Consider the following 20862-nt stretch of genomic DNA (forward strand, 5'->3'; position numbering starts at 1 on the left):
ATTAAATAAGCAATGGTACGACATTTAAGCCAGTCGTTTGCGGCAGATTCATTTGAACATTCATATTTTGAATTGCCTGCCCTGCAGCCCCTTTAACTAAATTGTCAATTACACCAATGATGGTAGCCCGATTTGTCCGTTCATCTACTTTTGCAAACACATCGCAATAGTTCGAACCTTTTACTCGACTCGTTCCAATTGTATCGGCATCGGTAATCACACGAACAAACGGATGTTTTTTATACGTTTCTAGTAAACATTCCGTTAAATCTTTTGTAGTTACTCCATTTGCCACCGGTGCATAGGAAGTCGCTAAAATTCCCCTCGTCATGGGCACTAAATGCGTATTAAATGTAATGGTTGCTTTAACGTTCGTAAACATTTCAATGGCTTGCTCTATTTCCGGAATATGTTGATGTTCATTTATCTTATAAATTGATAAGTTTTCATTCGTTTCACTAAAATGCGTCATTTTTGTTGGTTTATTTCCAGCACCTGATACTCCGCTTTTTGCGTCTATCACTAAGAAGGAAGGATCAATTAAACCATTCTTAATTAGCGGAAGGATTGATAAGAGTACCGCAGTCGGATAACAGCCTGGATTTGCTATAAAAGCAGCCTCCTTAATGTTCTTTTCATTCCATTCTGTTAAACCATATACGCTTTTTTCTATAATTTCCGGTGGAGCCGGTTCTTTCTTATACCATTTTTCATAGTCTTGTAGATTTTTTAATCGATAATCTCCAGATAAATCGATTAATTTTGGTCCTCTTCCTACAAGCGGAGGTAAAAGTTTGCTCGTCACTCCACTAGGTGTACTTGCAAAGACAACATCATATTTCATCAAAGTCTCATAATCTATTTTTTGTAAAGGGACATCTTGAATATTCAATAAATGACCAAATTTAGACGAAAATATAACTCCTTCTTCAGAAGAAGTAAACAAGTCCATCCGTTCTACTTCAGGATGATTATGTAAAAACCGAATCAGTTCTAATCCACCATATCCAGTAGCTCCAATGATTGCCACCTTCATCATTCTCACCTCTTCTGTAAGATAATGTATAGTATAAACATGTATAAATATAAAGTCAAATGTATTTTTATATATTTTTGAAAAATTCTATAGAACAAAAAACGAAGGATATTCACTTAATTTATAAATGAATCATCCTTCGGTAGATGCATAAATATTATCTTGCTCAACAAATCACATGGTGTGTTCTAGCAATTCATTGAATCAATCATCTTCCATCGTCGATAAGTCACCTGTTGGAAGATTTAACTCCCAAGCTTTTAATACGCGGCGCATGATTTTACCACTTCGAGTTTTTGGAAGTTTATCCCTAAACTCAATTTCTCTAGGTGCCGCATGGGCAGCTAAACCCGTTTTAACAAACTGGCGAATTTCCTCTTTCAATTCTTCTGTCGGTTCAACTCCAGGTCGTAATGCAATAAAGGCTTTAATGATTTCTCCGCGAACTGGATCTGGCTTTCCTATAACACCCGCTTCAATAACATCTGGATGTTCTAGCAATTTGCTTTCTACTTCAAATGGTCCAACTCGCTCGCCAGCTGTCATAATTACATCATCGACACGACCTTGGAACCAGAAATATCCATCTTCATCTTTATATGCTGAATCTCCTGAAACATACCATTCTCCATTTAAGAAATATTGTTCATAACGCTCAGGATTTTTCCAAATGGCTCTCATCATGGCAGGCCATCCTTTTCGAATCGCTAAGTTCCCCATCGTATATGGCGGCAATTCATTTCCTTCATCATCAACAATAGTAGCGTATACACCTGGAATTGGTTTTCCCATGGAACCTGGTTTGATTTCCATGCTTGGATAGTTGCAAATCATGTGCCCACCTGTTTCTGTCATCCACCAAGTATCGTGGATGCGATAGCCTAATTCATTCATTCCCCAACGAATGACTTCTGGATTTAATGGTTCTCCTACAGAAAGCACGTGTCGTAATGAAGATAAATCATATTGTTTTAACACGCTTGTACCTGCACCCATTAACATTCTGAATGCCGTTGGGGCACTGTACCATACAGTAACACCATATTCTTCAATTGCACCATACCAACTATCAGGACTAAAGCGTCCTCCAATAATAACATTCGTTACTCCATTCAACCATGGACCAAAAATACCGTAAGCAGTACCTGTCACCCATCCAGGGTCTGCTGTACACCAGTAAATATCGTCATCACGCAAGTCTAATACCCAACGAGCAGTTTGATAATGTTGAATCATTGCATTATGAACATGCAATACTCCTTTTGGAGCCCCCGTTGAGCCGGATGTATAATGTAAAAGCATTCCGTCTTCTCGATCAACCCAAACGATGTCGAAATCGCTGGAAGCTTCTTCTAATTTTTTATTAAAGTCAACAATTTTTTCATTTTCTTCTACTTGTTCCCCAACAAGAAAGACCGTTTCTAAGTGCGGCAATCGATCAAGCGGCACACGGTTCAACAATTCTTTCGTTGTAACGATTGCCTTTGCTTCGCTATTGGACAATCTGTCATATACCGCTCCTTCCATAAATGCTTCAAAGAGCGGACCTACAATTACCCCCAGTTTCAAAGCACCAAGCAAAGAAAAATACAATTCTGGAGATCTCGGCATAAAGATAAACAATCGATCCCCTTTTTCAAGGCTTGCATACTGTTTAAACACGTTGGCAGCCTTGTTCGTCATGCGCTTCATATCATAGAATGAGTAGGCTTCTTTACGTTCCCCGTTATTAAAGTAAAGAGCTACTTTGTTTTTTCGATCTGATTCTGCATGACGATCGATTGCTTCGTAAGCAGCATTTAGTTTCCCCGTCGTATACCAACTAAATGCTTTCTCTACTTCCTTCCAGTCGAAATTAGCATATGTTTCATCATAGTTTTTTAGATGATAATCCCCGTGAACAACTGCTAATTTCTCAGTCGTTTTCATCCCCATGAAATATCCCCTTTCTTTTTTGATATTTTACATTTTACAACGAATCATTATAATTAGCAAAATATTTTTAACTTTTAGTTAATTTGTTTATTTTTCACAAATTTCTGCGTTAATGCACAGAATTTATCATATAATGTTAGTAATAGAAAAACGGAGGTGATGCTGATTGCAACATATAAAAAATTATTACAATGCGCAGTTGAAAACGCCTCATGGCACCGTCATCGTCGAAGGGCCCATACCGCCAGAAACACTAGAACAATATGAATTTCATGAAAATTTAACTTCTTTTCGTCCTCCACAGGAACAAAAAAGGGCATTAATCGAGATAGCTAAATTAATAGAAGGTAGAATTATTATCGCTCGCAATGAAAATACCGTCATCGGCTATGTCACATATCTTTATCCTGATCCACTTGAGAGATGGTCAGAGGATAAGATTGAAAATATGCTAGAATTGGGAGCAATTGAAGTAATACCATCCTATCGGGGAGCTGGGGTAGGAAAAAAACTATTAGAAGTTTCCTTTATGGGAGATGAAATGGAAGATTACTTAGTTATTACTACAGAATATTATTGGCATTGGGATTTAAAAGGTACAGGACTAAATGTATGGCAATATCGAAATATGATGGAAAATTTAATGAAAACAGTTGGCTTTGAATATTGTGCGACCGATGATCCAGAAATAACATCACATCCAGCCAATTGCCTAATGGTTCGTATAGGCAAGCGAGTGAATCAAGATTCCATCGAACGATTTGACAGACTTCGATTTAAACATCGATACATGTATTGATTTAGGAGGATGAGTATGATTGTCGAACAAATTATGAAAAGAGAAGTGTATGCGCTTACACCGAAAGATACATTAAACGATGCCCTTAAATTGATGAGAGAAAAAAGTATCCGCCACATTCCCATTGTAGATGATGAAGAAAATGTCGTTGGTCTTATTACATCACACGACGTCAAAAATGCATTACCTTCTTGTCTTAAAGAAGAAAATAATCCGACTATTTATGATACACCACTAGAAAAATTTATGGTAAAAGATGTCATCGTTGGTCATCCACTTGATTTTGTTGAAGATGTAGCGATTACATTTTACGAATCAAAAATTAGTTGCCTACCTATAGTTTCTGGAGGGAAGCTTGTAGGTATCGTTACATCTTCGGATTTACTGTATGCTTATATTGAATTAACAGGTGCACATCAGCCTTCATCGAAAATTGATATTCGGTTAAAAGATAAAGTTGGAACATTAGCAGATGTCCTAACACTTATAAAAAAACATCATGCAAATGTGTTAAGCATTTTAGTATTTCCTGATACAGAAAACAATGATAGCCGCATCATTTCAATTCGCATTCGAATGATGAATCCTTTATCAATTATTACTGATTTACGAAACAACGGCTTTGAAGTATTATGGCCTAATGTGCCAGGGGTGAATCTATGAAAAATGCAGTATTTGTATACTCACCAGAACAATTAAGCTACAAGTTTTCTGACAGCCATCCATTTAACCATAAGCGGTTACTGTTAACTATTGATTTACTAAAAAACATTGACGCCTTATCAGATGATGATATCATTCCAGCAAGAGTAGCAACTGATGAAGAACTTGAACTGGTCCATGATCCAAAATATATCGACATCGTAAAAAAAGCAGGACATGGCCTCATAACAGCAGAACAAGCAGAACCATACGGCATTGGAACAGAAGATACCCCGATATTTCCGAACATGCATGAAGCAAGTAGTTTGCTTGTCGGCGGTACATTGCAAGCGGTAGATTATGTAATGCAAGGAAAAAGTAAACATGCTTTAAATCTCGGTGGTGGTTTGCATCATGGTTTTCGTGGAAGAGCAAGTGGCTTTTGTATATACAACGATAGTTCGATTGCAATCCGTTACATACAAGAAAAATATCAAGCTCGCGTTCTTTATGTAGACACAGATGCTCATCATGGTGACGGTGTACAATGGACATTTTATGATGATCCTAGCGTTTGCACATTTTCCATTCACGAGACAGGCAGATATTTATTTCCAGGTACGGGAAATATCAGTGAAAGAGGAAATGGACAAGGTTATGGAACTTCATTTAACTTTCCTCTTGAAGCCTTTACTGAGGATAATAGTTTTTTAATGGTGTACGAAAAAGCTTTAAGGGAAGTCATTGAATATTTTAAACCCGATGTACTTTTTACCCAAAATGGCGCAGATGCCCATTATTTTGATCCTTTAACTCATTTATATGCCTCCATGAAAATATACCGAGAGATTCCGAAACTCGCTCATGAATTGGCTCATGAATATTGTGATGGACGATGGATTGCCGTTGGTGGCGGCGGTTATGACATGTGGCGAGTTGTGCCACGGGCATGGTCACTGATTTGGCTAGAGATGAATGATTACCCCATTCCAACAGGAAAACTGCCTGAAGTTTGGTTAAACAAATGGCAAAAAGAGGCGCCGGTGCCGCTCATTCCAACGTGGGAAGACCCAAATCCATTATTTGAACCAATTCCAAGAAAAGCGGAAATAGAAGAAAAAAATGCACAAATGCTCACAAAAGCATTAAATATCATCAGAAGTGAAAAAAATAGCATCATATAAATCGAGTAGGAGGGAGCGATTAACTCCCGTCCTCTCACACCACCGTACGTACGGTTCCGTATACGGCGGTTCAATTAAGATGATTGACGCAAGTCTTTATAACTTCCGTGAATAGCTGTTCTCTTTATGCCAGTGGTCACTCCACCCTCCAAGAGGTCCCCCACGGGATTCACCGCTTCCTCCCTCAAGTGAGGTACTACGTTTTCTGTGTTCATCATGACTCACTGAATGCCAAGGGCTATTCTCTCTTAATTGTTCGGTCCTTCTCAGTTGTTCTAGACCAACTAATACTATGACCTCTGCTGACTTCTGATGGTTCAGCTACTTATCACTAAGTAGGTTATGAAGTGTACTTCACGTATCCATCAGACCTCCCCGGGTAAGTACATGCACTTTCACACCATCTATCCGCCTCATTTACTCGATATGACCTTCGACAGAAAGAGCTTTGTTTTGTTTCGCAAACTCACTCAATCATACCTAGCCTTATATGAGGTTCGTGTTCCTCGGACCGGTGTTTTGCCTCCAGCTTCCTTCAGATTCCGCGTCACCACGGACACCCTTGCTCTTGGCTAACCTCTACTTCTGTCTTCGGGGTTCGGGACTTACACCCTATAGTTCATGTACATGCCGGGCGCACGAAAAAGTGTAGACAAAATCATTTAAGACTTTGTCTACACTCTTTTATTTTTTGGGTTTTTCTTTTACTGAATCACGTTTTTCAATTCGATAAGGCAAAATAACATTTTGATCTTCTACTTTTTCTTTATTCAAGAATTTCGTTAATAATCTCATTGATACTGCACCGATTTCATATAAAGGTAGTGCCACACTCGTTAATTGTGGTCTTACCATACGAGCTAATTTCGAATTTTCAAAACTGATGACCTCAATATCTTCCGGTACTTTGATACCGTGATCTTGTGCAGCATGAATAATTCCAATTGCTAATTCATCACTTCCAGCAAAATAGGCAGTCGGCGGATTTTCGATTTGGTTTAACTCTTTCCATGCTTCCACTCCACCGTCATACGTGCTGTCTTCAGCAACAATTAACGATTCATCCACATCTAATCCAGCATCTTTCAATGCTTTTTTATAAGCTTCTAGCTTATATTTGGCGTTGATTGTATAACTTAACGGTCCGCTAACGAATGCAATACGTTTATGTCCATTCGTAATTAACATATTTACCGCTTCATAAGTTGCTTGGAAATAATCGATATTAACTGAAGGTAACTTTTGAGATTCATCAATTGAACCTGCAAGAACAATCGGTACAGGGGAATTTTCCATTGACTGAAGTAATTTCGGTGTAACTGCGTCGCTCATCATTACAATTCCATCAACTTGTTTTCCTAACATTGTGTCAAGCAGTGACAACTCTTTGTCTTCATTTTGGTCAGAGTTGGCCAAAATAATATTGTATCGATACATCGTTGCAATATCTTCAATCCCTCGAGCTGCTTCAGCATATATATTGTTTGAAATATCAGGTATAATAACTCCTACTGTTGTAGTTTTTTTGCTCGCAAGTCCCCTTGCTACCGCATTAGGACGATATTCAAGACGTTCAATCACTTCAAGCACTTTTTTACGAGTAGAAGGCTTAACATTTTGATTACCATTTACTACTCGTGACACTGTTGCCATTGAAACATTCGCTTCCCGTGCAACATCATAAATTGTAACAGTCAAAGGTTTTCCCTCCTTTTTCATTTTATTATTGTCTTCATAATACGATATTTTGCTTAATTATTTCAATACAAAGGAAAAGTTCAAAAAAATATAATATTTTAGATATAATACTAGTAAATTATCACTAAATATTCGAGTAAGAAAAAACTACCCAATCTTAGTGATTGGATAGTATAAAACATTAAGCTTTATATTCATATTGTTTCATGAATTTTTGAAGCTCTTCAAAGAATTGGTCAAATTGCTGTAAATCCATTTGTTGTTGTGAATCGGATAATGCTACTGATGGATCTGGATGCACTTCCGCCATCACACCGTCTGCCCCGATGGCAATAGCTGCTTTAGCGCAAGGCAATAATAAGTCTCGGCGTCCAGTTGAATGAGTTACGTCAACAAATACAGGCAAATGTGTTTCTTGTTTTAAAATTGGAACCGCTGAAATGTCTAGTGTGTTGCGTGTTGCTTTTTCGTAAGTGCGGATTCCGCGTTCGCAAAGCATGATATTTTCATTACCTTTAGACATGATATATTCTGCTGCGTGCACAAATTCATCGATTGTAGCAGCTAATCCACGTTTTAATAATACTGGTTTGTTCGTTTCACCAACTGCTTTTAGCAATTCAAAGTTTTGCATGTTTCGGGCACCGATTTGAATGACATCAACATAATCCAAAGCTTCTTCAATATGAGCAGGTGTGACAATCTCAGTCACTACCGCTAATCCATATTCTTCAGAAATGCGTTTTAAAATTTTTAAACCTTCTAAGCCTAATCCTTGGAAGTCATATGGAGAAGTACGAGGTTTGTAAGCACCCCCTCGGATGAACTTTAATCCTTTAGCTTTAATTGAAGCGGCTACTTGTGCTGTTTGTTCATATGATTCTACTGAACATGGACCGAAGATGAATGTTGGCTCGCCAACTCCAATTTTTTCATTATTAATTTCAATCACTGTATCTTCTGGTTTTTTCTTACGTGACACAAGCAATTCTTTTTTCGTATCTGATTCTAATTGTTTCAAAGCCGTTTTAAAAATTGTTTTAAAGATATAATCAACCGTCATTTGATTTAACGGACCTTTATTATGCTTTTTCAGTAAATCTAACATATGACGTTCACGTAACGGGTCATATCGTGTAACGCCTTGTTTTTCTTTAATTTTACCAATTTCATTTACAATTTCAGCACGTTCGTTAATCAAACGAAGAATCTCTAAATTTAGTTCGTCAATTTGTTGTCGAAGTGCTTCTAATCTTTTTTCACTCATTCCCTAATTCTCCTCCTCCACTTAAATACAACACTTTCAGAAGACTGAAATGTATGTTACATTTTAAGATAATATCCATATTATAATCAAGAAAATTCAGAATGTCACGTTTTTAATTTAACGCTTCAACTCGTTAAAGTATATGAAGATAATAATAGAAAGGAAGCGGTTGCATTGAGTTCCAAAATATTTGCTTTAGATATCGGAACCCGGTCGGTCGTAGGAATTATTTTAGAAGAGGAAAATCACCAGTACCGTGTTGTGGATATACTCATGAAAGAACATAAAGAGCGGGCAATGATTGATGGCCAAATACATAATGTTTTATACGTGGCAGAATTAATAAAAGAATTGAAGTCAGAATTAGAAAAAAAACACGGTCCTTTAACAAAAGTGAACGTTGCTGCAGCAGGGCGTGCACTAAAAACTGAACAAGCTCTTGTGACAATTCATATTAAAAATCGGCCAATTTTTACACAAGAAGATATCAATAGACTTGAATTACAAGCTGTACAACAAGCGCAAGTTCAACTTATTCAGAAACATGAAAAAGATGAAAAAAATCATTATTATTGTGTTGGTTATTCTGTACTTTACTACAAGCTTGATGGGCAAGAAATTGGGAGTCTTTTGGATCAGCAGGGAAATGAAGCGACAGTTGAAGTGATTGCAACATTTTTACCACGAGTAGTAATTGAATCGCTATTTGCTGCATTAAAAAGAGCAGATTTGGAAATGGAGGCATTAACCCTCGAACCAATTGCAGCAATTAATGTCTTAATTCCTCCAACAATGCGTCGATTAAACGTAGCGTTAGTCGATATAGGTGCTGGTACATCGGATATCGCAATTACAAATAATAACACAATTGTGGCCTATGGGATGGTTCCAACAGCTGGTGATGAAATTACTGAAAGTTTGTGCGATCAATATTTACTCGACTTCCCTGTCGCAGAATCTATTAAACGTAAATTACATACAGAAGAAATGATTACGATTCAGGATATATTAGGATTTGAACAAGAAATCCCAAGCGTGGAAATCGTTCAATCGATTGAGCCATCCATAAAACAATTGGCAACTGCCATCGGAAATGAAATATTGCGATTAAACAACCAAATTCCACCAAAAGCTGTTATGCTTATTGGAGGGGGAAGTTTAACACCTAAACTACCTGAAGAACTTTGTAAAATCTTACAATTGCCAGCAAATCGTGTAGCCGTTCGGGATATTAGTGCCATTCAGAACTTAATAAAAGATGAAACCATTGAAGTAAGACCTGATCTTGTAACTCCAATCGGTATTGCGATTGCGGCTAAAAAATCTCCTATACAATATATGTCAGTTAAAGTGAACGATCAGGTTGTTCGACTATTTGAAACGAAAGAAATGACGGTAAGCGATGCTTTTTTAGCTGCGAAGATAAGTGCAAAACATTTATATGGTAAACCAGGACAAGGCATATCCATTACCATCAACGACCGGGATATTTTCATTCCTGGTGAACACGGAAATCCTGCAACGATATTGGTGAATGGTCAAGAAGCTTCAACTAAATCAAAAATTCAAGATGGGGATGAAATTACTATCATCCCTGGAGAAGATGGTAAAGATGCTCATGCTACAATTCGTGATATTATTGACCAAGCATCCACCAAAAAAATCAATTTCAACGAACAAACATATTTTGTTGAACCAATTGTAAAATTAAACGGAGAAAGAGCATCCCTCGATACTCCTATAAAAGACCGAGATCAAATTATCTTTGAACCTATTGAAACAGTACAAGACTTTTTAGAGCATATTAACCGACATGATGTCATCCAATTCCAAACGTTTTTAGTTAAAGTTGACGGTCAACCGGTATATTTACAAAAGTACAGTGGCACATTCTTATTGAATGGTAAACCTGCCAAATTAACGTACCCAATTCAAGATGGGGATGTATTAACGATACAAACCCCAACGACGATGCCAACAGTTCGAGTCGTGTTAGATCAATTAGATATTGCATTAGAAGACTCTATTACAGTAACTTTTCAAAATGAACCATTACAATTGAAAAAAACAAAATATGAAGTTCTCATGAATGGTGTAGTCGTACAGCCAACTACAATTGTGTATAACGGTGCTTCTTTACAATTGGTGAATAAAGATGGTAGCCCTTGGATTTTCCAAGACGTTTTTAAATTCTCCAACTGGCAAATGCCTCCTGGTTTTAGAGGACAATTCATTATTCTTAGAAACGGAAATCCAAGCTCTTTTGACACAGAAATTTTTGGTGGCGATATTTTAGAAATTCAATTAATTGAACAACCAGCTATGGGATAACGGCTGGAAGAATGCTAAATTTTAATCTAAATTAAAAAAGCAAATTGAGAAAACTCATTGTTTTCTCAATTTGCTTTTTTCCGCTTAGATAGATGAAGGTCTAGCAATTTCTGAAATATCCATCCCATCATAAACATCATTTAAATTTTCCTCATAAGAAACCGTACCATCATCAATCACTTGTGGCGATTTTACTTTTTTTGCTTTAACTTTATCTACTAATTGAGATGACTGCTCTTTAATTTGACTTGAAAGTTGAACAGTTTTTTCTTTAGCTGTTGATGAAAGAACAAGCCCTTTTTGTCGAATATTAACTGCTTGTTGCGCAACATCACTTCGCAAATCTTTTCCTGTTTTTGGAGCAAGTAGTAATCCTACAGCAGCTCCTACAATTCCCCCAACTAATGCACCGATTACGAAATCTTTCATATTGATTGTTTCCTCCTCTCTAGTTTCATGGACTAGGGATTCTTGAGGTAACTGTTGTTTTTTTACTTCGTTATAATTTGGTTTTTCCCCTGACATACATTTTCCCCCTTTATCTACTTTTTACGGCGTTTATATTTCGTCGTACTCGTATTATCCACTACCTCCACCACTTCTTGTTGGGCTTTTCGCTGTTTCCATTTTTCTGCTATATCCATTGCCACATTGCTCCATTGAACTACTTGAGCAATTTTTTCTTCATTTTTACTTACTTCTCTCGAAATGGATTCAGTAATTTGATTAATCGAGTTATTTAAATTGTTTACTGATACGCCTATATTTTTAACTGCATCTACTACAGAATTCAGCTTTTCTGATTTTTCTGTAATATCAGCAGCTAACGTATTAGTTTTTTCTAATAGAGAAGTCGTTTCACGGGTAATGCCTTCCATTTGTTTTTCAATACCTGCAATGGTACCTGCAATACTTTTTAATATTCCTTTTAATGAGAATAATGTCGCACCAATGCTTATGCAAAGAACTAAGAAAGCGATTGCTGCTACAAGTGCTGAAATATATAGTATCACTTCCATGTTGAAGACCTCCTAGAATGATGAGTTGTTTATATAATTCGACAAAATTTTTATTATTCCTTCTTCTGCTAAAAAAAGGAGCATTGAATTAGCTCCTTTTTTGATATATGAAAAATTTTCGTATCATCTTGAAAGGAACTATGCACCCATTTGCAGTATTGATTCAAATGCCTTTTGGAACTTATTAACATCACCTGCTCCCATAAATAGGAAAACTGCATTTTGATGTTTATTTAATTTATCAATTGTTTCAGCGTGAAGTATTTCACTACCATCAATAATGGCAGCTAAATCTTCAATCGTTAGTCTGCCATTTTGTTCACGAGCTGAACTGAATATTTCACAAAGATAAACCGAATCCGCATTTTTTAAACTATCAGCAAATTGTTGTAAAAAAGCTTCTGTTCGGCTGAATGTGTGTGGTTGGAAAATTGCCACAATTTCTCGATCAGGATATTTTTGTCTTGCTGATTGAATCGTTGCATTAATTTCTGTCGGATGGTGTGCATAATCATCAACAAGAACATTATTGCCAATTATCGTCTCAGTAAAACGTCTTTTTACTCCTTTGAATGTTTTTATTCTTTCTTTTATTACGTTTGCAGGGATTCCTTCATAATGACATAACGCAATGACTGCCAATGAATTTAAAATTGCATGGTCTCCATACAATGGAATGAAAAATCGATCATAATATTCATTGCGAATATATACTTCAAAACTCGTACCTTCTGTTGATTTTTCAATATTTTTTGCTATGACATCATTCCGTTCTCCCAATCCATAATAAATCACCGGTACGTTAGCACGAATTTTTTGTAAATAATGATCATCACCACAAGCGATAATGGCTTTTTTAACTTGTAACGCTAATTCTTGGAATGCCGAAAATACATCATCGATTCCAGAGAAATAATCTGGATGATCAAAATCGATATTGGTCATCACTGCATAGTCCGGATGGTAAGCTAGAAAATGTCGTCGATACTCACAAGCTTCCATAACAAAATAAGATGCATCTTTTTTACCTGATCCAGTACCGTCACCAATTAAATAAGATGTTGGCTTAAATCCACCTATCACATGGCTTGTTAGGCCGGTGGTCGATGTTTTTCCATGGGCACCTGTAATCGCTATTGATGTAAATTTCTTTATATACTCACCCAGAAATTTATGATAACGAATAACTTCAACGCCTAATTCATTTGCTCGTACGATTTCAGGATGACTATCAGAAAAAGCATTCCCTGCAATGACAGTCATTCCGGGTTGAATATTATCTGAATCAAATTTTAATATTTTAATATTTCTTTCTCTTAAAGGTTGTTCGGTAAAATAATATGTTTCTACATCCGATCCTTGTACCGATTCACCGGAGTCAAACAATATTTGAGCTAGTGAACTCATTCCCGAACCTTTTATTCCTGTAAAATGATAAATTGTCATGTTCAAAAAACCTCCCAGGGATTGACCCTAATGAATAAATATTATATATATGTCTAGTTTATACATTTTTAGTTAATCAAAAACCTATTACATTATAGCATTTATTTTTCATTTGTCTTGAAAAAAATTGAGAGGGGGCGGGCCCCTCTTTTTCATACGGATGCGTTTTGGGAAATCAATCGAATAATTCCGCTAAATCTGATTCTGTAATATACACTTCCCTAGGTTTACTTCCTTTTTGTTCAGATACAAATCCGTAACTTTCAAGCATTTCAATTAAGCGGGCAGCTCGGTTGTATCCGATGTGATATTTTCTCTGAATGGAAGATGTTGATGCGGAACCCTGTTCATACACAAAGCGGCAAACGTCTTCGAACAATTCATCTTGTTCTTCAATCATCTCTACTTTTTTAAGCAATTCTTCTTGTTCAAAGAGATACTCAGGCTCTCCTTGCTCTTTCACATGCTCGATAATTTCTTCAATCTCATCATCCGTAACATAAGTACCTTGCAATCGAATAGGGTCTGTCATCCCGTTTCCTAAATAAAGCATATCGCCTCGGCCAAGTAAGCGTTCCGCTCCTTGACTGTCCAAAATTGTTCTTGAGTCGATTTGGGAAGATACAGAGAAAGCAATACGAGTTGGGATATTTGATTTTATTAATCCTGTTATGACATCAACGGACGGTCTTTGTGTGGCAACGATTAAATGAATTCCACAAGCCCTCGCTTTTTGAGCAATTCGGCAAATGGATTCTTCCACATCTTGTGGAGCCATCATCATTAAATCGGCTAACTCGTCGATAACGATTAATATATATGGCAGTTTTAAACTATTTTTCCCCTCTTGTTCAACAAGTTTGTTATATCGAGGTAAGTCTCTTACACCTGCATGGGCAAACAGTTGATATCTTCGTTCCATCTCATCTACCGCCCACTTCAGTGCTGCGGTTGCTGCTTTCACATCCGTAATGACTGGACTGACGAGATGCGGAATGTGATTAAACGGTGCAAGTTCCACCACTTTCGGATCGATTAACATTAATTTCAATTCACTTGGTTCTGCCTTTAATAACAGGCTAACTAAGATAGAATTAATGCACACAGACTTTCCCGAACCAGTTGCGCCAGCAATCAATCCATGAGGCATTTTACGCAAGTCAATCGTTACTGGTTTACCAGTTAAATCTAATCCAAGGGCTGCTTCAAGAGGCGATTCCGATTGTAAGAAACTTTCACTATTTACGACTTCAGATAGTCGAACTGCACGTGAAATGCGGTTTGGAATTTCAATTCCAATGGTGTTTTTCCCTGGAATCGGTGCCTGTATGCGTATATCTTTCGCAGCTAAAGCAAGCTTTAAATCATCTGCAAGATTTCGAATCTTGCTTACTTTCGTCCCATGACTTACTGTGATTTCAAACTGCGTAACAGCTGGCCCTTGCATAATGGATTCAACATTCGCATTGACTTGGAAATAAGAAAGTGCTTCCACAAGCGTTTCCGCCTGACGTTCCATCCATTCCCGATCTTCTGTCGATTCTTCCGGTGGTGCCAAATATTCTAAAGGCGGCTTCATATATTTATATTCAATTTGATTTTTCTCCAATTGTTCAGGAATTTCAATTGGTTGGGATTCCTTTAAGTCGTTTGTCTCCTTTTTTTGCACTTGCTGTTTTTTTGCTAATTTTTCTTTATCAGACTTTAACATGATGACATTAAATGGTATTGGTTTTGTCTTAGGTTGTTCTTGTGTAATTGGATGCGATTCATTTGAGAGTTCTTCTTCTAAAGCCGGCTCATTTATCTCACTATTATTAGATAACTCCATTTGAATATCATCGGAAAGTGGTTCTTCTACTTCCTTTTGTACATTTAATAAATCTTCAATTCTAGTTTGATTGTTGGAAAGTTGTGCTTCGTTCAATACCGATTCTAAACGGAGCGATTCAGAGATTTGTTGAAGACCATTTGCTTCATCCTCTTTCAACGAATCGCCTGTTTCATATTCATTTTGGAAATTGGAATGATTTATGCTCTCTACTTCATTCATCGAATTGAATTCATCTTTATCGACAGTATGTTGTGTTTCCTCTATTTGTTCACCCGTTTCACAAGCCCTATCTTCATGAAGGTTCAACGGTTCATTTTGTTCCTTCTCGATTTGCTCTTGTAAGTCTTCATCATGTTCTGCTTCTAATAACGTATTCGCTTGAAGTAAAGAACTTTCAACAGTTGGTTCCACATTCTCTCGATACCCTAATGCAAATTGTTTGTTAACCTCACTCGTTTCAACTGATTCTAAATCGTCAATTGCTTCTATCGCTTTTCCATGATTATTTTCAATTATATGAGCTTCTTCTGTTATTGGTTCTGTAAGGATTAGAGGTTCATTAGAAAATTCTTTCTCTTTATCAACTATTAGATGTACATCTCCATCATTCTGAACTAATTTTTCTTCATCATATTCTTTTGTCTTTCTTGCCTCTTCAATTGTAATCGAAAATCCTTCTTTTGATTGATGGATGAATTGTTCTACTTCTTCCTTCACTTGTTCTAGCTTTTTGTCAATCTCTTCAACAACAGTAGTGCTCGCTACTTCTTCTGATGCTATAATTATTTCTTTCGACTGTTCAAGAGAAGTTTCTTTTTCAGTATTCATCTCAAATTTCTGGTCAGTTTGTTCTTGTGTATGAGTATACAAAGCATTTATTGGCTTGCGTTTCTGAAATCCATACACCGGTGAAGGTACATCGGTAGGAATAAATCTTTTCCGGCTTGGTTGTGGTTGACTTTTTTCTTTTACAATTGGTTGTTCCTTTTGTATAGTTTCTCTTTTAATTGTTTTCTCAATTAAACGCTCATTACGTCGGGATGTAATATCATAACTGACACTTGTTGTTTTTTTCTTATTTTGTTTTCGCATTTCTAACAGTTCATGGATTCTTGACACTTCCACATCATATACAAGTGAATTTTTATGATGTTGAGGTTCGATATTTGAAATAAAATCATTATAAGACTTTGGTTGATGAGGGGTCTGGTCCGACGCTTGTAATTCTTCGTCAGGGATTAATGGAAATCGAAATTTCGCTCGATTTTGTTCTTTCTTTTCGTATATAGGTTCTTGCCACTCATCTTCTTCATAATAGTCATATTCATCTTCAACTTCGTCTTTAAATAACAACTTATTCAATGTACGTTTGAGCCAATTCATCAATCATCACTCTTTCTAACATCATACCTTTTATAATTATATGATAATAATCGGTAATGAAGCTACATTCTTTATAGAATTACATCTTTCATATATGTATTGGTAAGCGAATTCATGCATTTGAACTATGTATTCGCCACTAAAGAATACCATAAGTTTTATTGCAGATTCTTTACATTACAATAACATTCAATTAAAAAAGGCTAGGACAAATTGTCCTAACCATGTTTAGAGTGTAGAAGGGATTTGAAATGCTGAACCAATTTCAGCGTCCTCTTCTAAAACTAATATACCTTTTTCTTGAGGAGCATTTGGAATTGCTAATTCTCTAGCTGAACAAATCATGCCATAAGAATCTACACCACGTAATTGAGAAGGTTTAATTACCATTCCTGAAGGCATAACCGCGCCAATTTTGGCAACTACCACTTTTTGACCTGCTTCAACATTTGGTGCTCCACAAACGATTTGTAATACTTCATCCCCTACATTGACTTTACAAACACTAAGCTTATCTGCATTTGGATGTTTTTCCTTCTCTTCCACATATCCGACAACAAATTTTGGTGACAAGTCAACGTTTATAGTTACCTCAACATTATTTTTATTTAATGCAGATTGGATTTTTTGAACAAGCTCCTCTGTTACTTCCACATTACCATTCACATTCAATTCAACATATTTACTTGCATTAAATAAATTAAACCCTTTCACTTCACCAGTTGTTTTTTCTTTGATAAGAGCTACATCCCCTATTCGCTCTACTGATGGTGTTACAACTTCCTCAGTTGTAAGTTGCACTAATAAAACATCGCCTACATGTTCTTTATTGTACGCTACAATCATTGATCTTTCGTCTCCTTTTTTATTCGATTTTTTGCTAATATGAAAATCGGCGTCAGCTCTCCATTATCATATACGAAGGATAGTGATGTAATCGGTACACGGCCAATTGAAAAGAAATGCATCGTCATTTGGGCTAGCACATCATAACCTGTTTCATTTCGAATATCCCCAATGATTAGCACGTCTTGATGAGGAACGGAAATTGTCATATCTCCTTTAATTTTTTCCCTCATCTCTTTTAAAAAGGTTTCATTTAATATACGGCTCGCATCATAGCCATCGTTTTCATTAACAAAATAAAATATGTTTCCTGCTACTTCATCTTTTTTTACATTCGTTGACAACTTTTTTACTGCAAAGCGGGCTATTTCCCGGATTTGTTCACCAGTTGCATTTAATTTCGAAAGCATTGACTCATCAATTAATCGATAAGTTGTACCTAAATCCAAAGCATAAAAAATGCGGGTTTCTGCCGTGTGATCTGACGTAATGAAGGGATGCCCCTCTTTCGATTTCAATGGGAAAGAAGTGGAACGAATAATCGGGAATATGTTAGATAATTGATGTATTTCTTCAGCTTGCTCTTTTTCCATCGCAATAAAAGTCTGTTCAATCGTATAGACTACATCTTCTAACGCTTGTTCTTTTCTCTCATTATATTTTGCGATAATCTCAGGAAGATTAATATCCATTCCTTTTCCAAGATTTTTATGATCTAAACGTAATTTATTATCTTTGCGATTGTACGAGCAATTAAACCTTTCAATACCTAATCGTCTTTTTAACTCTTCTACAAGCTGCTCAGGTTTCACTAAAATCACTTCCTTATGTGCACAAATAAACGGCTCACTTCAGTGAACCGTTTTAATTTTCATACGTTTATTGTATCAGAAGAAACATTGGACAGTCGATTAGAATGAATTTTAGTACAGTACTTCTACTGAACGAGCAATTAACATCATTTCTACTAACTTATTATCCATATGCTTATTATTGGATATCGTAGAAACTTTTACACCACCGCTACTAGCAATCAGTTCGAATTGCCCTTCATCATGTTCCAGTACCATTGTAAATCCAAAAGCACCATCTAGTTCAACTGGTTGCTCTTTTACTATTTTTTTCGTTGAATTATTTTTCAATAAGTCATAGTGAAGCTGACTATCTTCTTTTTCATTAACATTCACAAATAAAATATATTTATCTTTTCCTTTTGATAGTATGTAATTGTTTTCATCAACTGTTTCTTTTATGCTATATCCTGATGGCAAGTATAACTCGATTTGTCCAATCTTTTTATTTGGTTCTCTTGGCGATTCTTCAAATACTGTTTGTGCACTAGCTACACCTGTATTGATTTGCTCTTCTACGGATTTTCCACAACCGGCTAATCCAAGCAACGATATACAGCTAATGGTTAATAGTAACCATTTTTTCATTTTTCATTTCACTTCCTTTACCCATACTACATTTTAGTAGGATATCAAATAGAGTGCAATCTTAAAGTCTAATTTTAGAATAATAGATAAAAAACAGGAAAATTTAATCATTATCTCTCCTTTTTTGTAAAAAGATATTGTCCAATCAATAATGTAACGATCTGTTCAAACATTTCCTTCCGATCAACCAAATTCGCTGTTAATACGCCAATTGCTCCTTTATGATGGCGCGTATCTTTTTCATTCGTATACTCATCCATAACAGGACCTAACTCTTTTCCCGCGCGTAGTTTTTTTGCAATTTCTTCAGGCAACATAAATTGTGCTCCAGCTGCAGTCAAAACTTGACCATTTTTTAATGCCAGTGCACCCCAATTGCAACAATACATGATTCCATCTATTTCACGAACTCCGCCTTCAAGACCAAAATTCAATTCTGCCCCCGTTGCTTCTAACGTATTGAAAGCACGGTTAATAGCGCCTTGTCGGGTTTCTTCATCAGAAAATGGTTGGGAGGAAACATTTGAAGGAACATCCACTTCTAGAAATTCAATATCATCAAAATATGTATTCATTACGTTTTGCACCGCTTTTACTTTTGCACGGTTATGTGTTCCAATTGCTACTTTCATGTTGCACCCTCATTTCTCTTTACTTTATTATGTTCTAGTTATTTCATAGAAATTCATTACATTGTTTTTACAGGTATGTTACAGAAACAACAAACTGTTGATTTTCGCTACATGGGGAAGCGAAAGGGCAGGAACACCACCGCCTTTCGCTCATATCAACAAATAGAAATTCATTTGGACAAATTCCCCAATTATATAGAACATAAAGAAATTTATTTAAGGATTTTGAAGAATTGTATCAACAGTCGTACGATCTAATGCTCGAATTAGCTTAACTAATAGTTCTTTCGCAGCTAAATAATCGTCAACATGAATTATGGATGCAGATGTATGAATATAGCGAGAACAAATGCCAATAACCGCACTTGGAATGCCGCCGTTCATCGTATGAACTTTTCCAGCATCTGTACCACCATGTGATACAAAATATTGATATGGAATTTGGTTGGATTCTGCAGTGTCTAATATAAATTCTCGCAATGTGCGATGAGTTACCATCGTCGGGTCGTATATTCTCAATAATACGCCTTTACCTAACTGGCCGAATTCCTTTTCACTTGTCATATCATTTGCAGCAGAGGCATCTAATGCAAAAAATAAATCAGGTTGAATCATGTAAGAGGATACTTGTGCACCTCGTAGCCCTACTTCTTCCATGACATTGGCACCAGAATAAAGATGATTCACCATTCTTTCATCTTTTAATTCCTTTAAAAGTTCGATGGCTAGTCCGCAACCATATCGATTATCCCAAGCCTTTGCCATTATTTTTTTCGGATTGGCCATTACTGTAAATGGACAAACTGGTAAAATGGATTGTCCAGGACGTATCCCCATGTTAATGGCATCTTCTTTACTGTCAGCTCCGACATCAATGAGCATATCTTTTATATCCGTTGGTTTCTTACGTTGTTCTTCTGTCAATAAATGAGGTGGAGTAGATGCAATCACTCCGGGTATTTCTCGTTCATTTGTATAAATTATCACTCGCTGTGCAAGCAATACTTGACTATTCCAGCCCCCTAACGTTTGAAAGCGAATCATTCCACGATCGGTAATGCTCGTTACCATAAAAGCTACCTCATCCATATGACCCGCTACTAAAATTTTGGGCGCATCCTTTTCTTCCGACTTGCGCAAGCCAAAAATTCCACCTAAATTATCTTGTACAATTTCGTCTGCATATTTTTCGAGTTCTGAACGCATAAATGCTCGCACTGAATGCTCATTTCCAGGTGCCCCTGGAAGTTCCGTCAATGTTTTAAATAATTGTAAAGTCTCTTCATTCATTCGGAACACTCCCTCATTATTTACTCGTTCTATTTTAACATAATCAATTGAAAACGTTGGAAATTAAGAAAGGTTTGTTCT

General features: G+C 36.4%; 18 protein-coding genes. 4 read left to right on the forward strand and 14 right to left on the reverse strand.

Going from position 1 to position 20862, the window contains the following annotated elements:
- Position 1: 1 nt before the first annotated feature.
- Both argC and acsA read right to left on the reverse strand, forming a co-directional pair.
- Complete coding sequence (gene argC / locus UtA1_RS13405; RefSeq protein WP_096551572.1) at positions 2–1036, reverse strand: N-acetyl-gamma-glutamyl-phosphate reductase; 1035 nt, start codon at positions 1034–1036, stop codon at positions 2–4.
- 204 nt (positions 1037–1240) lie between these two features.
- Positions 1241–2971, reverse strand: coding sequence for an acetate--CoA ligase (acsA, locus tag UtA1_RS13410; protein ID WP_408647295.1), 1731 nt, complete (start codon positions 2969–2971; stop codon positions 1241–1243).
- A gap of 166 nt (positions 2972–3137) precedes the next feature.
- Here acsA and UtA1_RS13415 point away from each other — a divergent pair, with 166 nt between their 5' ends.
- Genes UtA1_RS13415 through UtA1_RS13425 form a run of 3 tightly spaced genes read left to right on the forward strand, consistent with a single transcriptional unit; the run spans position 3138 to position 5596 of the window.
- On the forward strand, positions 3138–3770 hold the full coding sequence (locus UtA1_RS13415; protein ID WP_096551574.1) for a GNAT family N-acetyltransferase: 633 nt from the start codon (positions 3138–3140) through the stop codon (positions 3768–3770).
- A gap of 15 nt (positions 3771–3785) precedes the next feature.
- Complete coding sequence (locus UtA1_RS13420) at positions 3786–4433, forward strand: CBS and ACT domain-containing protein (protein WP_096551576.1); 648 nt, start codon at positions 3786–3788, stop codon at positions 4431–4433.
- Positions 4430–5596, forward strand: coding sequence for an acetoin utilization protein AcuC (locus UtA1_RS13425; protein WP_096551578.1), 1167 nt, complete (start codon positions 4430–4432; stop codon positions 5594–5596). The genes UtA1_RS13420 and UtA1_RS13425 overlap by 4 nt, the downstream gene beginning before the upstream one ends.
- A 74-nt stretch (positions 5597–5670) precedes the next feature.
- On the opposite strand, the gene UtA1_RS17285 is transcribed toward UtA1_RS13425, so the two are convergent.
- From UtA1_RS17285 to UtA1_RS13435, 3 genes are all read right to left on the reverse strand, one after another.
- Complete coding sequence (locus UtA1_RS17285; protein ID WP_172597787.1) at positions 5671–5814, reverse strand: hypothetical protein; 144 nt, start codon at positions 5812–5814, stop codon at positions 5671–5673.
- A 466-nt stretch (positions 5815–6280) separates the two neighbouring features.
- A complete protein-coding gene (gene ccpA / locus UtA1_RS13430; protein ID WP_096551580.1) occupies positions 6281–7294 on the reverse strand; it encodes a catabolite control protein A in 1014 nt (337 codons plus the stop codon).
- Between the two features lie 181 nt (positions 7295–7475).
- The gene (locus tag UtA1_RS13435) at positions 7476–8561 is read right to left on the reverse strand and encodes a bifunctional 3-deoxy-7-phosphoheptulonate synthase/chorismate mutase (RefSeq protein ID WP_016837078.1); all 1086 of its coding nucleotides are present in this window, start codon (positions 8559–8561) and stop codon (positions 7476–7478) included.
- Positions 8562–8735: 174 nt separating this feature from the next.
- Here UtA1_RS13435 and UtA1_RS13440 point away from each other — a divergent pair, with 174 nt between their 5' ends.
- Positions 8736–10892, forward strand: coding sequence for a cell division protein FtsA (locus tag UtA1_RS13440; protein WP_096551582.1), 2157 nt, complete (start codon positions 8736–8738; stop codon positions 10890–10892).
- A gap of 84 nt (positions 10893–10976) precedes the next feature.
- On the opposite strand, the gene UtA1_RS13445 is transcribed toward UtA1_RS13440, so the two are convergent.
- The 9 genes from UtA1_RS13445 to UtA1_RS13485 form a co-directional block, all read right to left on the reverse strand.
- Positions 10977–11417, reverse strand: coding sequence for a YtxH domain-containing protein (locus tag UtA1_RS13445; RefSeq protein WP_096551584.1), 441 nt, complete (start codon positions 11415–11417; stop codon positions 10977–10979).
- 17 nt (positions 11418–11434) lie between these two features.
- Entirely contained in the window at positions 11435–11911 is a 477-nt protein-coding gene (locus tag UtA1_RS13450; protein ID WP_016837075.1) for a DUF948 domain-containing protein, read from the reverse strand.
- 138 nt (positions 11912–12049) lie between these two features.
- A complete protein-coding gene (murC, locus tag UtA1_RS13455) occupies positions 12050–13357 on the reverse strand; it encodes a UDP-N-acetylmuramate--L-alanine ligase (protein ID WP_096551586.1) in 1308 nt (435 codons plus the stop codon).
- Positions 13358–13532: 175 nt separating this feature from the next.
- On the reverse strand, positions 13533–16574 hold the full coding sequence (locus UtA1_RS13460; protein WP_096551588.1) for a DNA translocase FtsK: 3042 nt from the start codon (positions 16572–16574) through the stop codon (positions 13533–13535).
- 228 nt (positions 16575–16802) lie between these two features.
- Entirely contained in the window at positions 16803–17420 is a 618-nt protein-coding gene (ytpR, locus tag UtA1_RS13465; protein ID WP_096551590.1) for a YtpR family tRNA-binding protein, read from the reverse strand.
- Positions 17417–18232, reverse strand: a complete 816-nt coding sequence (locus tag UtA1_RS13470; RefSeq protein ID WP_096551592.1) for a DUF1444 domain-containing protein — start codon at positions 18230–18232, stop codon at positions 17417–17419. Before UtA1_RS13470 ends, ytpR begins: the two co-directional genes overlap by 4 nt.
- 111 nt (positions 18233–18343) lie before the next feature.
- Positions 18344–18859, reverse strand: coding sequence for a hypothetical protein (locus UtA1_RS13475; RefSeq protein ID WP_096551594.1), 516 nt, complete (start codon positions 18857–18859; stop codon positions 18344–18346).
- Between the two features lie 110 nt (positions 18860–18969).
- A complete protein-coding gene (locus tag UtA1_RS13480; protein ID WP_096551596.1) occupies positions 18970–19491 on the reverse strand; it encodes a DUF84 family protein in 522 nt (173 codons plus the stop codon).
- A gap of 216 nt (positions 19492–19707) precedes the next feature.
- Positions 19708–20781 (reverse strand): M42 family metallopeptidase, encoded by a 1074-nt coding sequence (locus UtA1_RS13485; protein WP_096551598.1) that lies wholly within the window; start codon positions 20779–20781, stop codon positions 19708–19710.
- Positions 20782–20862 lie beyond the last annotated feature (81 nt).

The organism is Ureibacillus thermosphaericus (assembly GCF_002370195.2).
In the GTDB taxonomy this organism is placed as follows: domain Bacteria; phylum Bacillota; class Bacilli; order Bacillales_A; family Planococcaceae; genus Ureibacillus; species Ureibacillus thermosphaericus.

What these genes read in the sequence shown, in the direction of transcription:
- argC (WP_096551572.1), bottom strand. Translation starts at nt 1,036, where the DNA reads ATGAAGGTGGCAATCATTGGAGCTACTGGATATGGTGGATTAGAACTG.
- acsA (WP_408647295.1), bottom strand. Translation starts at nt 2,971, where the DNA reads ATGGGGATGAAAACGACTGAGAAATTAGCAGTTGTTCACGGGGATTAT.
- UtA1_RS13420 (WP_096551576.1), top strand. Translation starts at nt 3,786, where the DNA reads ATGATTGTCGAACAAATTATGAAAAGAGAAGTGTATGCGCTTACACCG.
- UtA1_RS13425 (WP_096551578.1), top strand. Translation starts at nt 4,430, where the DNA reads ATGAAAAATGCAGTATTTGTATACTCACCAGAACAATTAAGCTACAAG.
- UtA1_RS17285 (WP_172597787.1), bottom strand. Translation starts at nt 5,814, where the DNA reads ATGATGAACACAGAAAACGTAGTACCTCACTTGAGGGAGGAAGCGGTG.
- UtA1_RS13435 (WP_016837078.1), bottom strand. Translation starts at nt 8,561, where the DNA reads ATGAGTGAAAAAAGATTAGAAGCACTTCGACAACAAATTGACGAACTA.
- UtA1_RS13445 (WP_096551584.1), bottom strand. Translation starts at nt 11,417, where the DNA reads ATGTCAGGGGAAAAACCAAATTATAACGAAGTAAAAAAACAACAGTTA.
- UtA1_RS13450 (WP_016837075.1), bottom strand. Translation starts at nt 11,911, where the DNA reads ATGGAAGTGATACTATATATTTCAGCACTTGTAGCAGCAATCGCTTTC.
- murC (WP_096551586.1), bottom strand. Translation starts at nt 13,357, where the DNA reads ATGACAATTTATCATTTTACAGGAATAAAAGGTTCGGGAATGAGTTCA.
- UtA1_RS13460 (WP_096551588.1), bottom strand. Translation starts at nt 16,574, where the DNA reads ATGAATTGGCTCAAACGTACATTGAATAAGTTGTTATTTAAAGACGAA.
- ytpR (WP_096551590.1), bottom strand. Translation starts at nt 17,420, where the DNA reads ATGATTGTAGCGTACAATAAAGAACATGTAGGCGATGTTTTATTAGTG.
- UtA1_RS13475 (WP_096551594.1), bottom strand. Translation starts at nt 18,859, where the DNA reads ATGAAAAAATGGTTACTATTAACCATTAGCTGTATATCGTTGCTTGGA.
- UtA1_RS13480 (WP_096551596.1), bottom strand. Translation starts at nt 19,491, where the DNA reads ATGAAAGTAGCAATTGGAACACATAACCGTGCAAAAGTAAAAGCGGTG.
- UtA1_RS13485 (WP_096551598.1), bottom strand. Translation starts at nt 20,781, where the DNA reads ATGAATGAAGAGACTTTACAATTATTTAAAACATTGACGGAACTTCCA.